This is a genomic window from Pyxidicoccus sp. MSG2 (genome assembly GCF_026626705.1).
In the GTDB taxonomy this organism is placed as follows: domain Bacteria; phylum Myxococcota; class Myxococcia; order Myxococcales; family Myxococcaceae; genus Myxococcus.
The window spans coordinates 629,679-642,773 of the sequence record NZ_JAPNKC010000001.1; the positions used below are offsets into that span (position 1 = coordinate 629,679).

A 13,095-nucleotide genomic window follows, 5' to 3' on the forward strand; every position below is an offset into this window, starting at 1 on the left:
CATAGCTACGACGGCACGCGGGACGCGGAGGAGAGACATATGGCGAGCATCGGCATCGTTGGCGCCGGCACGGCCGGTTTGCACCTCGGACTGAAGCTGCTGTCCCACGGCATCTCCGTGACGATGTACGCGGAGCAGGACCCCGCGAAGCTGCGCGCGAGCCGGCTGCCGAACACGGTGGCGCACCACTCGCCCACGCGCGCCCGGGAGCGGGAGCTGGGGGTGGACCATTGGGGCGGGCCGCAGGCGGACATGCACCAGGTGGGCATCCATGTGAATGGGCCGCAGTCGTTCGGGCTGAAGGGCCGGCTGGAGCACCCGACGATTTTCGTCGACTACCGGCTGTACCAGCCGAAGCTGGCCGAGGACTTCGTGGCACGCGGGGGCCTGCTGGAGGTGCGCTCCGTGGACGCCGCGGCGCTGGAGGGACTGTCCACCCGGCATGACCTGGTGGTGGTGGCCACCGGCCGCAACGGGCTGACGGCGCTCTTCCCGCGCATCCCCGAGTTGTCGCCGCACACGCAGCCGGCGCGCCTGCTGTTCGCCGCGCTGCTCAAGGGCGTGCGAATGCAGGACCCCATCGGCATGGAGGCGCACCTGGTGCCCGGCCAGGGAGAAATCTTCGAGGCGCAGGTCATCTCCCGCCAGGGCCGCGTTCCGAGCATCCTCATCGAGGCGCTGCCCGAGGGTGAGCTGGCGGTGCTGAGCACCCAACGGTACGACGAGGACCCGCGCGCCTTCGAGGCGCTGCTGATGGACCGGCTGCGCCGCTTCGCGCCCGCCACGTACGAGCGGGTGAACCCCGCGGAGTTCGGCGTGCTGGGCCCCATGGACTGGCTGCAGGGCTCCTTCACGCCAATGGTGCGCCGGGGCTGGGCGCCGCTGGCGAACGGCCGCTTCGTCGTGGCCGTGGGCGACACGCACGTGACGAACGACCCCGTCGCGGGCCAGGGGGCCAACGCCGCGTCGGCCTCCGCCTTCGCGATGGCGGAGAGCATCGTGGAGGCGCTGGGCTCGGCGCGTCCGTTCGACGAGGCCTTCTGCCGCACCACGGAGGAGAAGACGTGGGCCGCCGCCGCCCCGGCGACGCACTGGAGCAATGCGCTGCTGCAGCCGCCCCCGCCGCATGTGGTGGAGGTGCTGGTCGCCGGCAGCCAGGAGCCGCGCGTCGCGGACGCCATCGCCAATGCGTTCATGATTCCGGAGCACATCCTCGGCGCGTGCGCGAGCCCGGAGAGCGCCGCCGCGTTCCTCGCGAAGAACCGTCCCGCGACGGCCCGCGAGGCGCTGCCCGTGCCCGAGGCGCTCGCGTGGCGGCCCCTGCCCGACAAGGTGGTGGCGCCAGGGGTCGAGGTGCACTGATACCGCTGAATCGTCCCTGCCGTGAGCGGAGCGCGCCGTTATGGTGCGCGCCATGCGATTCGCCATCGTCGGTTCGGGTGGAGTGGGCGGCTATTACGGCGCCCGGCTGGTGCGCGCCGGCCAGGACGTGACGTTCCTCGCCCGGGGCGCGCACCTGCGCGCCATGCGTGAGCGGGGGCTGAGCATCCGCAGCGCCGAAGGGGACTTCACCGTCCAGGTGCGCGCCGAGGAAGACGCCACGCGCGTGGGCCCCGTGGACGTCATCGTCCTCGCGGTGAAGAACTACGACGTGCCGTCGGTGCTGCCCACCGTGAAGACGCTGGCCGCCGCGTCGGACAGGCCTGGCCTGGGCGGCTCCACCGCCGCCGTCCTCACGCTGCAGAACGGCGTGGACAGCCCCGGCGAGGTGGCCACCGTCGTGGGCGAGGCACCGGTCATCGGTGGCACCACGTACATCTCCACCGCCATCTCCGAGCCGGGCGTCATCTCTCAGACGGGGACGCTCCACCGCATCATCCTCGGCGAGGTGTTCGGCGACACGTCCCGCGTGTCGGCGCGCGTGCAGACCCTGCGCGACACGCTGGCCGGCGCGGGGCTCAACGTGGAGGCGGTGGCGGACGCACGCGCGCCGCTCTGGGAGAAGCTCGCGTTCCTGGCGCCCATGTCCGGCTTCTGCACCGCGGCCCGACTCCCGCTGGGCCCGCTTCGCGACGCGGGGCCCGCGTTCCGCGAGCAGTTCCAGGAGGCCGCGGCCGAGGTGCTCCGCGTCGCCAACGCCGAGGGCGTGGCCACCACCACCCGCGCCGAGGACGTCGTCGCCTTCATGGCCGGCCTGCAGGACGGCATGCGCCCCTCCATGATGGTAGACTTGGAGGCCGGCAAGCCGCTGGAGGTGGAGTACCTCCAGGGCACGGTGTCCCGGCGAGGCCGGGCCCGAGGCGTCCCCACCCCGGTGATGAGCACGCTCTATTCCCTGCTGCTGCCGCACGCGCGCGGGCCGGGGAAGGGCTGAGCGTCCTGCATCCAGCAGGTGGGCCGGGGCCCGGCCGGACAGGCGCGACACGCCGCGCAATGGAAGGCCGGGATTGGCATATGAACAGGGCATGACCGAGCCGAAGTCGCGCCCTGCCTCGAAGAACGACCTGCCGCCGCTGGCGGGCCGCGTGGCCTTTCTCGCCGTCGCCTCCGGCCTGACGCCGCTCATCCCCGTGCCCTTCCTGGACGACTATGCCCTCGGCCAGGTACGCGAGGGCATGGTCCGGCAGATTCTCGGGGAGCACGGCCTGCCCACCCCGGCCAAGGCGGTGGAGGTGCTTGCCGGCTCGCACGTGAGCACGTCCCTGAGTGGCCACGTGAAGAGCTTCGTCAAGGGCGTGCTGCTGTTCCCCATGCAGTGGGTCTTCCGCAAGGTCTTCTTCGTGCTGTGGGTGAAGGACTGCGTGGACATGGCCTCCACGTCCCTGCACCACGGCTTCCTGCTCACCCACGCGGTGGAGCGCGGGGACCTGGACGCGAAGGCGCTGGAGGCGGACATGCCGCGCAAGGTCTACGACGCCATGGTCGCCACGTGCGCGGAGGTGGACGCGCGCCCCATCAATCAAATCCTGCGCAGGCTCTTCGCCAGCAGTCGCGTGCTGATGGCCGAGGCCTCCCGCGCCTTCTTCAGCCAGAAGAACCCCGGCCCCCGCACGCCCGACGCGGCGGAGAGCGCCGAGGTGAAGTCCCTGACGGACCGCCTCCTCGCGGAGTTGTGGGAGGAGCGCGGCTACTTCGTCACGCTCCAGCAGCACTACGACAAGCACCTGAAGGCCGGCCCGGCCGCGGGCGGCTCAGGGCGCTGAGACGGCGGTGGCCTGCGACTCGCGGATGCGCCGGGAGAAGTCCGGCAGGCCATTGGCCGCCATCGCCTTCGCGTTGATGCGATGCCGGGCGCGCACCACTTCCAGGGGCGCGTCCTTCTCGATGAGGCCCAGCTCGTACGCCAGCGCATCCGAGTACGCCGGCAGCAACGTCCGGTGGTCATACGGCACGTCCACCGCGCTCACCTTCTCCACGTGGTGCACGAGGTTGGTGGTGCAGTTGCTGGAGAGCGTGTCGTAGAACTCCGGCCGCGCGTGCAGCGCGTTCATCCGCGCCACCATGTCCAGGAAGAAGGAGGCGATGCGCTCCTTCGACGCGTCCACCGGGTACAGGTACACGTCGTCCTTGCGGTGGTTGGAGCGCAGCTGGACCAGGTCTCTCTCGTCGCCCACCACGTAGATGAGCTCGAACTGGCGGAACAGGCCGCCCAGCGCGGAGAACGTCTCGCCCTTCTCGCGCCGCACCTCCACGGAGAAGACGACGTAGCGCCCGTCCGCGAAGCCGAAGCTCACCATGGTGTGCGCCGCACCCCAGACGCCCGAGAACGGCTCCACGATGAACCACGCCCCCGTCAGCTCGCGTGTGTCGTACGTGGCCGTGTACCAGCTGGTGTCCCAGTCGGAGGTGCTCCGGTAGCGGAAGTCGCGCACGTCGTGAATCGTCACGCGGGTGCCGTCCACCTCCGCCCGGGCCGCGCGCGCCAGGTCCGGCGCCCAGTCGCGCTGCTCCGACGGCTGCACCGTCCGCACCCAGCCCCAGGTCGCCGCGCAGCCCAGCACCACGACGGCCACCGCCGCCCACCGCGAGCCCCGGCGCCACACCGCCACGGCCGCCCCGGCCAGCACCAGCGCCAGCAGCGCCCTCACGAGGTGCGCGCCTTCCGGCCCCGCGCCCGTCAGGGCCAGGGCGAGCGCGACCCACGCGGTGCCCAGCAGCAGCACGAGGGCGGTGATGATCCAGGAGAACAGGCGCATGCCGCGAGTATCGACGTCCCCGTGCGGGCTGTCACCGGGCGGCTACGACCAGCCCTTCCGGCCTCCCCCCTGTTCACTCTCCACGGCGCCAACTTCAACGGGGGAGAGCTTCGCGGCCAGCTCGAGCCCTGAGCCCGAGGCTTCCGCTCGTCGAAGTGAAGCCTCCGCGCGGCGGAGGCGTGTGACGGCCCCCGGAATCCGCTGAGCCGGGTTCCGAGGCGCCGGGGACGCGCGCTGCTCGCACTGATGTTCCAGACGCCCGACGCGCCGCGACATCTCGCGGCGCGTCCAGGGCTGCCCGCGGCGCCTGCTGTCGCAGGCCCGTGTTCCATGCGCACGTGCCTCCGTCAGGAATTCCAGCAAAAGCAACTCAGGTACGGAAGGCGCGTTTTGGACGTGAATTTACGCGTCGGATGCTTCCTCGTGGCCTCTCGCGTCATGAGATGCCAGCGAGCCCTTCCCTCTCAAGTACCCGAGACTTCTAGGTTTTCGGTGCGAGGGTCGGATTCTCAGCTTCAAATTTTCCGCCCTGAATACACGAAGCTCACGTCAGATCCGTGATTCATGCTAGGGATGTATCACTGCATCCAGTGGCCGATAGTGCCGCCGTCCTAGAAGGTGATGGACGGGCCACGCCAACAGGATTGGAGCGTCGAGTGGAATTCACAAGCGTGGATCATGTGGAGCTGTACGTTGGGGACTCGATGCTGTCGGCATACTTCTTCTGCCACGCGCTGGGCTTCCGGATGGTGGCCCATGCAGCGCCGGAGAGTGGCCTGGAGGGGCGGCGGTCCATCGTCCTGAAGCAGGGCAACTCGCGGGTGGTCGTCACGTCCGCGCTCGGCTCGGTGGGTCCGGTGGCGGACTTCGTGCGGCAGCACGGCGACGGCGTGAAGGACGTGGCCTTCGCCACGCCGGACGCGGCCGGGGCCTTCGAGGCGGCGGTGCGCCGGGGCGCGCGGCCGGTGATGGAGCCCGCCACGTTCGAGGGCGCGGGCGGCCGCGTGGTGAAGGCGACCATCGCCGGTCCCGGTGACCTGGTGCACTCGTTCATCCAGCGCGACACCGCGGCGAGCGGCTTCCTGCCGGACGTGTACCTGCCGCTGGAGACGGCGCCGGCCGTGGGCGAGGAGCTGTTCACCGGGCTGGACCACGTGGCGCTGTGCCTGGACCGTGGCACGCTGCTGGACACCGTGGCCTTCTACGGGAACGTGCTGGGCTTCGAGCAGACGCACGAGGAGAACGTGCGCACGGAGTACAGCGGGATGAACTCGCGGGTGATGCAGACCGCCGGCGGGCGCATCTGCTTCCCGATGCAGGAGCCGTATACCGGCACCCGGCGCGGGCAGCTCGAGGACTTCCTCGCGGCGCACGGCGGCACGGGCGTGCAGCACCTGGCCTTCCTGGCCCCGGACATCTCCCGGGCGGTGGACGTGCTGCGCCGGGGCGGCATGAAGATTCTCGACGCGCCGCCGGGCTACTACGAGTCGCTGGAGGCGCGACTGGGCGACCTGGGCGGCTTCCGCCGCGAGACGCTCCAGGAGCGCAACATCCTCATGGACCGCGACGCGTGGGGCCACCTGCTCCAGGTCTTCACCCGCACGCAGCACGCGCGCCGCACGCTCTTCTTCGAGGTCATCCAGCGTCAGGAGGCGCGCGGCTTCGGCGGCGCCAACATCCAGGCGCTCTACGAGGCCAAGGAGCGGGAGACCCTCCGCGCCACGCGCTGAGCGGCCCTGGCGGCACACCTCCCCACCCATGCCCGCCAGGCGACCGGTCGTCGCCGCGGGCCCACGCTGGGAGGAACAGGGTTCCTGCGCGGTGCGGCACTGGAACTCGGGGTGCCAACCAGCCTACCCTGCTTGACGCCTTTTTCAGGGGTGTGAGCAGAATGCACCCACTCCCAGGAGTCGAACACCATGGCGGATGAGCGCGAAGATACGACTATCTACAAGGTCGTCGTGAACCACGAAGAGCAGTACTCCATCTGGCCGGCGGACCGCGAGAACGCGCTCGGCTGGAAGGACGCGGGCAAGCAGGGCCCGAAGGCCGAGTGCCTCGAGTACATCAAGCAGGTCTGGACGGACATGCGTCCCCTGAGCCTCCGCAAGAAGATGGAGGAGCAGGCGCAGCTGAAGAACTGAAGCAACCGGGTCCACGCCCCCGAAAAGCCCGGCATCTGTGCCAGGGCCCGGGGGCGTGCTTCCCTCCGCCGTACCGCCGTCGCCGCGCGGGCCGCCGAAAAGGGCAGGCCGCCATGAGACGGCCCGCCCGCGACACTGCCGTGATTCAAGGACTCCCTCTCCCCGCGGAGCGAGGAGAGGGTGGGCCGGCCTCGCTCAGAGGTCCGGCGGTGGGCGGACGCCCAGGTGGCACGCGCGCAGCGCCAGCTGCGTGCGGTTCTCCGCCCCCAGCTTCCGGTAGAGCTGGGTGACGTGGGACTTCACGGTGCGCTCGGCAATCTGGAGGTGCGCGGCAATCTTCAGGTTGTCCGCGCCTCCCGCCACGTACGCCAGCACCTCGCGCTCCCGCTGCGTGAGCGCCAGCAGCACGCTCGCGGTGGGCGAAGTGACGGGCGGATGCTCGAAGTCGTTCCGCAGCAGCTGCACCGGGAACAACCGCTCGCCTCGCACCAGGGACTGGATGGCGGAGGCCACGGCCGTGGTGCCGAGCCCCGCGCGGAAGAGGTAGCCGGAGGCTCCCTCGTCGAAGCACTGCGAGATGATCTCCGGCTGACTCACCGCGGAGAGCAACAGCATCCGGACCTCCAGGCGGCGCTTGCGCGCCTCCCGCAGGAGGTTGATGCCCTCCGTGACGGAGCAACCGACAGCCGCCTCGCTGTCACCCTCCACGTCCATCACCGCCACCTGTGGCGGATCGGTTCCCAGGCCATCGAGGAAGAGGCGCACGTCCCTCGTCACCGAGGACACCTGCACGCCTTCTCCGCGGAGACCATCGGCAAGGCCCTGCCAGGCCGCCCACGGTCCCTCGAGAATAGATACACGAATCGCTGCTTGATTGGATGTTGCCATGCGAAGGCCCCCCAGCCGCCATGGCGAAGACTTCTGGAACTACCTGTTGACCACAGCCGACTCCGAAACTCCGGTGCCAGCGGGGAGAGACCTGTTGAAGAACGAGCACGTCCGCTGAATCACTTCGGGGTCGGTCTACCGATACAAGACTCGACTCCTGACTGCTTTCGACTTTCGACTACGTCCAGCGTCCTTCCGGGCCACCTCCAAACGGCCCACTTCATCGTCCTACGGCATGAAACCCTAACACCGGGAAAGCGCAGACGCGAATCAGCCCGGGCGCGAGTGTCTGGTGCGCATGATTTGGAGAGGGATCCAGGGGCTTCCGACGTCGGTTCGTCATCGCTGTCAGCCTCCTGACACACCCTGGCGTTCAGTATGAGATGGCAATGCCCTCCGGTACCGGCCCCGCCGTTCAACGCCGCACACCCTACAGCAACCTGGAATTCATGTAAATCGCCACGTAACGCGGGGAGTCGGGTTCCGCGAGGCCGAAACCGTGGGCGTGTATGCTGGGGGTGCCCACATGCGCACCGCCCCATCTCCGCACCTCGACGTGGCCACGCCCGAGCGCGTGGCGCTCACCCTGCCCGTGGCCGGCATCGGCTACCGGTGCCTCGCGTGGCTCGTGGACGCGGGCCTGCTGTTCTTCTTCTGGATTGTCGCCTACTTCGTCTTCACGCTGCTGGTGTCCGACGTGCTGGGTGTGTTGCAGGCGCTGTCCGGGCTGGCGCGCACGCTGCTGGTGGTGGGGCTCTTCGCCACGCAATGGCTGTACTGGACGGTGGGCGAGGTCTTCTTCCATGGACAGACAGTGGGCAAGCGGGTGCTGGGCATCCGCGTGGTGAGGATGGACGGCTCGCCGGTGGGCCTCTTCGAGAGCGCGGTGCGCAACCTCTGCCGCGCGGTGGACTTCCTGCCCATGCTGTACGCCGCCGGCTGCATCTCCATGCTGCTCACCCGCCAGCATCGGCGCCTGGGAGACCTGCTCGCCGGCACGCTGCTGGTGCGCGAGGAGCGCATCGACCTGGACAAGTACACCGCCACCTCCGAGCTGTCGCAGGGCGTCGTGCCCGCGCAGTCCGCCACCCGCGCGCTGACGCCGGGCGAGGTGGAACTGGTGCTGGCCTTCCTCGCGCGCGCGGGAGGGCTCACGCCCGAGGTGCGGCAGCGGATGGGTGAGAAGCTCGTGGACCGGGTGGGCGGGCTGTCCGGCGACGAGCGCGCCGCGGTGCTCGCCTCGCCCGAGCGCACGGAGGCCTTCCTGCGCGCCCGCGCCCGGGCGGAGGTCTGAGTTGGCCACCCCGCTGCCCGCCTTCGTAGCGAAGCGCCGCCCGGACTGGGACGCGCTCCAGGCGCTGCTGGGCCGCCAGAAGGCCGGGGCCCTGAAGCTGGAGGAATTGCGCACGCTGGACACGCTCTACCGGCGCGCGGCGTCGGACCTGGCCCACACCCAGACGTTCTACCCGGGCACGGACGCGCACCGCTTCCTCAACCAGCTGTGCGGGCAGGCCTACGCCGCCATCTACCAGCCGCCGCGCGAGCGCTGGCCCGCGGTGCGCGACTTCTTCCGGCGGGACTTCCCCGTCACCCTGCGCCGTGAGCTGCGCTTCGTGGGCGCCAGCGCGGCGGTGTTCTGCCTGGGACTGCTGCTGGGCGCGCTGGTGGTGCTGTGGGAGCCCCGGGGCGCGGAGCTGCTGGTGCCGGCCGGCATGCGCCAGTACGTGGCCGAGGGCCGTATGTGGACGGACGACATCCTGTCGGTGGCGCCGCCCAACTCGGTGGCATCCGGCATCGCCACCAACAACCTCACCGTCACCATCGCCACCTTCGCCCTGGGCATGCTGGGCGGTCTGGGCACCCTCTACATGCTGGTGAACAACGGTGTGCACATCGGCGCCATCGGCGCGCTGTGCGTCCGCGAGGGAATGACGCGAGGCTTCCTGGACTTCATCGCCGCGCACGGCCCGGTGGAGCTGTCCATCATCGTCATCGCCGGGGGCGCGGGCCTCATGGTGGGTCAGGCGCTCATCGACCCGGGCGAACTGCCGCGCGGCCAGGCCCTGGCGCTGCGGGGGCGCGAGGCCGTGAAGCTGGTGCTCGGCTGCGCGCCCTTCCTGGCCCTCATCGGCGTGGTGGAGGGCTACGTGTCCCCGGGCAGCCTCTTCCCCACCTGGGTGAAGGCGGGGCTGGGGCTGTCGCTGGGCGCCCTCTTCTGGGGCTACCTGCTGCGGGCGGGCAGCTCGGAGGCGGGGCGCACCGGGGAGCCGGCGGACAGCGCCTCCTGACGCTTGCGCGCGCGGTGCCGGAGGATCTTCTCGTAGGCCGCGTTCAGCTCGCGCATCTTCTCCGTCGAGCCGCCGCGGTCCGGGTGGCTCTCCATGGCCAGCGCGTGGTAGCGCGCGCGCACCGTCTCCTCGGTGTCCAGCGGGGATACGCCCAGCAGGCGGTACGGGTCCTGGTCCTCCAGCGCGTTCAGCCAGCGGTCCAGGCGGCCCTTCACCTCGAGGAACTGCTCGTCCTGGGCGCCGGTGTCCTTCACCGGGTGGGTCCGCACCTTCGCGTCCGCGCGGAACACCTCCGAGTAGGTGCTGGACACCCAGCGGTGACACCCGGAGCACCGGTAGTACCGCACCCGGTTCCCGGGCTGCAGGGTCATCCGGATGCCGCAGTGGGTGCACTCCACCTCGACGTTCTCCAGCGTCTGCCAGTTCGCGACCGCCGCGCTCATCAGCCCTTGCTCCCTCTTGCAACACGCCTGTAGCGCCGCCAAGGTCCCACGATCGGAGATCGCGTCAAGAAAAACTCCCGCGCCGCGTCAGGGCCGCCCCTCCCGGGAAGCGGGTTTCGGGGTAGAAGGGGGGCCATGCGTCCCCTGCTCGTTGCCGGACTCCTGGTCGCCGCCGCCGCGCGGGCCCAGGCTCCGGCCCGCCCCCGTCCCGCTGCCCCGGCCCGGCCCGCCCCGGCGAAGGAGCAGCCCGCGCGCGCCACCCCCACCGAGGCGCCCGTGCCGCCCTCCGCGCCGCCCCCGCCTCCCGCCGAGCCCGCCGCCACCGGGCCGGACGACACCGCCCTGCTGCGCGGCCTGCTGTGGGCGGTGAAGCCGGCGCCGGAGGAGGTCCGCGCCATCGCGATTGAAGACGTGGCGCTGCTGGGCGACGCGCGCGCGCTGGACTCGCTGGCCACGCTGCTGTGGGACTCCAACCCCCGCATCCAACAGGCGGCGCTCCGCGCGGTGGCGCTCTTCCAGGAGCCGCGCGCCGAGGAAATCCTCGGCAACGTGGTGCGCCACCCGCGCATGCCGGACGCGCTGAAGATTCAGGCGCTCAACGGGCTCATCTTCCAGCGCACGGCCACCGCGCGGCGCACCGTGCAGGACGCGGCGCTGGACGCCCGGCTCACCGCCCCGGTGCAGAACGCCGCGCGCACCGTCGCCGCCCAGTGGGAGGCCCCGCGCTGACGCCCGCCTGCTCCCCTTCCGGGCAGGCGCATGTAAACCACCGGACGCGGCCGCCCCCCACGTGGGTGGGGCGGTTTCCTGGAGAAGTCATTGCCCTGCGCTAGAATGCGGGGCCATGAAGATCACCCCGCTCGACATCCGGCAGAAGCGGTTCGAAACGGCCCTGCGCGGCTTCTCGCGCCGCGAGGTGGAGGCCCACCTCGAGCTGATCGCCGGCGAGTTCGAAGAGGTGGTGAAGGAGAACATCGCGCTCAAGGAGGAGCTGAAGCGCACGCAGCTCAAGCTCGAGCAGCATCAGGAGCGCGAGCGCACCCTCCAGGAGACGATGGTCACCGCGCAGCGCATCAGCGAGGACCTGAAGGCCGCCGCGAAGAAGGAAGCGGAAATCATCATCGCGGACGCCGAGCATCAGGCGGAGAAGATCGTCCACGGCGCCCACCAGCGGCTGGTGCAGGTGGTGGAGGACATCAACGAGCTGAAGCGCCAGCGCACCCAGTTCGAGTCCCAGGTGCGCTCCGTGCTGGACGCGCACCAGAAGCTGCTGGAGACCTTCAAGGGCCCCTCCTTCGCGGACCGCGACTACGCGCGCGTCGAGGACAACGTGGCCTACCTCTCCCAGAAGAAGGCCAACCTGGGCGAATAGCCCGTGGCCCCACCCTGGCTGAAGGCCGTCCCCGACGGCGTGGAGCTGGCGGTGCTCGTCCAGCCGCGCGCCTCGCGCACCCGCGTCGTGGGTGAACACGACGGCCTCCTGAAGGTGCAGCTCGCCGCGCCCCCCGTGGACGGCGAGGCCAACGCCGCCCTGCTGGAGTTCTTCGCGAAGCACCTCGGCGTCCCGCGCCGGCAGGTGACGCTCACGTCCGGTGACGCGTCGCGCCGCAAGCGGGTGAAGGTGGTGGGGGTTGATGCGGCGCGGGCCGAGGCTGTTATGTCTGGGCAAACGTGAGGCCGCCGCACATGCGCCACCTGCTCCTCCTGCTTCCGCTGCTGCTGGCCGCACCCCGAGCCCTGGCCCAGGAGCCGGGGGACACGCATGGCTCCCATGCGCACGAGGTGGTGGTGGATGACGCCGTGCTCGTGCCCCATGAGCGCCCGTCCCGCGTCACCGGCGAGGTGACGACGAAGCGCTTCCGCATCCTCCACACCGCGGCGGCCACCGTGGCCGCGAAGGACCTTGCGGGACAGATTGAAGGCATCCGCGACAGCTTCGGCGCCATCCTCGGGCGCGACTGGTCCGGCATCACCGAAATCCGCCTGGGCGTGGGCCGCACGGAGTTCGAGGCGCTGGCGCTGCCCGGAGGCCGGCCTCCCGGCTGGGCGGTGGCGCTGGCCTACCCGGCGCACCAGATCATCCTGCTGGACGCGCTGAGCCTCTACGAGCCGGACGGCCAGCAGACGCTGCGGCACGAGCTGGCGCACGTGGCGCTGGGCCAGCTGGCGAAGGGCTGGCCCCGCTGGTTCCAGGAGGGCGTGGCGCAGAACGTCACCGGCGAGCGCTACTCCCTCACGCACTACTCCGCCCTCTTCCGCGCGGTGACGCAGGAGCGCGTCTTCCACTTCGAGGACCTGGAGGACTCCTGGCCGGACCACCCGTCGGACGTGGAGATTGCCTACGCGCAGAGCGCCGCCTTCGTGGCGCACCTGTCCGGCAAGTTCGGCCCCCAGGCCATGGGCGTGCTGGTGGACGGCGTGCGCGACGGCGAGCCCTTCGAGCAGGCCTTCGGCAAGGCCTTCCGCACGTCGCTGCTGGTGGAGGAGACGGACTGGCGCGAGGGCCTGGCGGCGCGGTACGGCTGGCTGCCCCTCACCACCAGCTCCGCGCTGCTGTGGCTGGCCGCCTCCGCCCTGTGCGTCGCCGCGTACATCCGCCGGCGCCAGCAGAAGGAAGCGCGCCTGGCGGAGATGGCCGCCCAGGACGCCGCGGAGGACGCCGCGCTGCGGGTGCTGGCCGCGCGCGCCGCCGCCCTGCCGGGCGCCCTCCCCGGCCCGGACGCCGCCGGCCCCGCCCCGGCGCTGACCTGGCCCGAGTGGCCCGCCGGCGCCACCTCCAACGAGTCGGACGCCCTCGAGTCGCACGACTCGCAGGAGGCCGTCAGCGGCCCCCACGAGACGCCCCCGCTCGCCAGCGAGGCGCCGGGTGAGGCCCCGGAAGAGCCTCCGGAGGAGACGTCCGGCGAGTCCGTGGCGGACCTTCCGGCGGGCCCCCGCCCCCCGAAGCCCACCCTGCACTGACGAGGTGCCCTCCCCACCGGGGGACCCCAGTGCTTTCGGACACCCCTACAGTCAGCCCCCCGGAAGAAATTACCTGCTGCATGCTCCTCTGCCTGCTCTAGGGGTGAGCCCAAGCGGTTGATTTTCCTGGAAAATGGTACCTCCAGGGCGTTGGCAGTCGGCTTGCTATGCCTCC

The 13,095-nt window shown here is 70.8% G+C and carries 14 protein-coding genes; 11 read left to right on the forward strand and 3 right to left on the reverse strand.

The window, feature by feature from the left end:
- Nucleotides 1–39 precede the first annotated feature (39 nt).
- From OV427_RS02680 to OV427_RS02690, 3 genes are all read left to right on the forward strand, one after another.
- Complete coding sequence (locus OV427_RS02680) at nucleotides 40–1,362, forward strand: styrene monooxygenase/indole monooxygenase family protein (protein WP_267854548.1); 1,323 nt, start codon at nucleotides 40–42, stop codon at nucleotides 1,360–1,362.
- Between the two features lie 52 nt (nucleotides 1,363–1,414).
- Nucleotides 1,415–2,374 carry a ketopantoate reductase family protein gene (locus tag OV427_RS02685; protein WP_267854549.1) on the forward strand — a complete coding sequence of 320 codons (960 nt, stop codon included), beginning with the start codon at nucleotides 1,415–1,417 and terminating at the stop codon, nucleotides 2,372–2,374.
- 91 nt (nucleotides 2,375–2,465) lie between these two features.
- Nucleotides 2,466–3,203, forward strand: a complete 738-nt coding sequence (locus OV427_RS02690; RefSeq protein WP_267854550.1) for a hypothetical protein — start codon at nucleotides 2,466–2,468, stop codon at nucleotides 3,201–3,203.
- On the opposite strand, the gene OV427_RS02695 is transcribed toward OV427_RS02690, so the two are convergent.
- Nucleotides 3,192–4,196: a DUF4105 domain-containing protein gene (locus tag OV427_RS02695; protein WP_267854551.1), complete on the reverse strand. Its 1,005-nt coding sequence runs from the start codon at nucleotides 4,194–4,196 to the stop codon at nucleotides 3,192–3,194. The two genes, OV427_RS02690 and OV427_RS02695, sit on opposite strands and share 12 nt — an antisense overlap.
- 656 nt (nucleotides 4,197–4,852) lie before the next feature.
- Between OV427_RS02695 and hppD the strand changes: the two genes are divergently transcribed.
- A complete protein-coding gene (gene hppD / locus OV427_RS02700) occupies nucleotides 4,853–5,926 on the forward strand; it encodes a 4-hydroxyphenylpyruvate dioxygenase (protein ID WP_267854552.1) in 1,074 nt (357 codons plus the stop codon).
- A 189-nt stretch (nucleotides 5,927–6,115) separates the two neighbouring features.
- Nucleotides 6,116–6,340 (forward strand): MbtH family protein, encoded by a 225-nt coding sequence (locus tag OV427_RS02705; RefSeq protein ID WP_163997411.1) that lies wholly within the window; start codon nucleotides 6,116–6,118, stop codon nucleotides 6,338–6,340.
- Between the two features lie 195 nt (nucleotides 6,341–6,535).
- Here the strand turns inward: OV427_RS02705 and fruA are convergent, their stop codons facing one another.
- Entirely contained in the window at nucleotides 6,536–7,228 is a 693-nt protein-coding gene (gene fruA, locus OV427_RS02710) for a response regulator transcription factor FruA (RefSeq protein ID WP_163997410.1), read from the reverse strand.
- A gap of 526 nt (nucleotides 7,229–7,754) precedes the next feature.
- Between fruA and OV427_RS02715 the strand changes: the two genes are divergently transcribed.
- On the forward strand, nucleotides 7,755–8,522 hold the full coding sequence (locus OV427_RS02715) for an RDD family protein (RefSeq protein WP_267854553.1): 768 nt from the start codon (nucleotides 7,755–7,757) through the stop codon (nucleotides 8,520–8,522).
- Between the two features lies 1 nt (nucleotide 8,523).
- Nucleotides 8,524–9,516, forward strand: a complete 993-nt coding sequence (locus OV427_RS02720) for a stage II sporulation protein M (RefSeq protein ID WP_267854554.1) — start codon at nucleotides 8,524–8,526, stop codon at nucleotides 9,514–9,516.
- Here the strand turns inward: OV427_RS02720 and OV427_RS02725 are convergent.
- Nucleotides 9,450–9,959: a DnaJ domain-containing protein gene (locus OV427_RS02725; RefSeq protein ID WP_267854555.1), complete on the reverse strand. Its 510-nt coding sequence runs from the start codon at nucleotides 9,957–9,959 to the stop codon at nucleotides 9,450–9,452. The genes OV427_RS02720 and OV427_RS02725 overlap by 67 nt on opposite strands.
- A 135-nt stretch (nucleotides 9,960–10,094) precedes the next feature.
- On the opposite strand from OV427_RS02725, the gene OV427_RS02730 reads away from it, so the two are divergent.
- From OV427_RS02730 to OV427_RS02745, 4 genes are all read left to right on the forward strand, one after another.
- Nucleotides 10,095–10,688: a HEAT repeat domain-containing protein gene (locus tag OV427_RS02730; protein ID WP_267854556.1), complete on the forward strand. Its 594-nt coding sequence runs from the start codon at nucleotides 10,095–10,097 to the stop codon at nucleotides 10,686–10,688.
- Between the two features lie 115 nt (nucleotides 10,689–10,803).
- The gene (locus tag OV427_RS02735; RefSeq protein ID WP_163997405.1) at nucleotides 10,804–11,331 is read left to right on the forward strand and encodes a DivIVA domain-containing protein; all 528 of its coding nucleotides are present in this window, start codon (nucleotides 10,804–10,806) and stop codon (nucleotides 11,329–11,331) included.
- Between the two features lie 3 nt (nucleotides 11,332–11,334).
- Nucleotides 11,335–11,634, forward strand: coding sequence for a DUF167 domain-containing protein (locus OV427_RS02740; RefSeq protein ID WP_267854557.1), 300 nt, complete (start codon nucleotides 11,335–11,337; stop codon nucleotides 11,632–11,634).
- An 11-nt stretch (nucleotides 11,635–11,645) separates the two neighbouring features.
- A complete protein-coding gene (locus OV427_RS02745; protein WP_267854558.1) occupies nucleotides 11,646–12,920 on the forward strand; it encodes a peptidase MA family metallohydrolase in 1,275 nt (424 codons plus the stop codon).
- The last annotated feature ends 175 nt before the right edge of the window (nucleotides 12,921–13,095 follow it).

Coding starts and splice junctions, on each gene's coding strand:
- OV427_RS02680 (WP_267854548.1), top strand. CDS start 40: ATGGCGAGCATCGGCATCGTTGGCGCCGGCACGGCCGGTTTGCACCTC.
- OV427_RS02685 (WP_267854549.1), top strand. CDS start 1,415: ATGCGATTCGCCATCGTCGGTTCGGGTGGAGTGGGCGGCTATTACGGC.
- OV427_RS02690 (WP_267854550.1), top strand. CDS start 2,466: ATGACCGAGCCGAAGTCGCGCCCTGCCTCGAAGAACGACCTGCCGCCG.
- OV427_RS02695 (WP_267854551.1), bottom strand. CDS start 4,196: ATGCGCCTGTTCTCCTGGATCATCACCGCCCTCGTGCTGCTGCTGGGC.
- OV427_RS02705 (WP_163997411.1), top strand. CDS start 6,116: ATGGCGGATGAGCGCGAAGATACGACTATCTACAAGGTCGTCGTGAAC.
- fruA (WP_163997410.1), bottom strand. CDS start 7,228: ATGGCAACATCCAATCAAGCAGCGATTCGTGTATCTATTCTCGAGGGA.
- OV427_RS02715 (WP_267854553.1), top strand. CDS start 7,755: ATGCGCACCGCCCCATCTCCGCACCTCGACGTGGCCACGCCCGAGCGC.
- OV427_RS02725 (WP_267854555.1), bottom strand. CDS start 9,959: ATGAGCGCGGCGGTCGCGAACTGGCAGACGCTGGAGAACGTCGAGGTG.
- OV427_RS02730 (WP_267854556.1), top strand. CDS start 10,095: ATGCGTCCCCTGCTCGTTGCCGGACTCCTGGTCGCCGCCGCCGCGCGG.
- OV427_RS02735 (WP_163997405.1), top strand. CDS start 10,804: ATGAAGATCACCCCGCTCGACATCCGGCAGAAGCGGTTCGAAACGGCC.
- OV427_RS02745 (WP_267854558.1), top strand. CDS start 11,646: ATGCGCCACCTGCTCCTCCTGCTTCCGCTGCTGCTGGCCGCACCCCGA.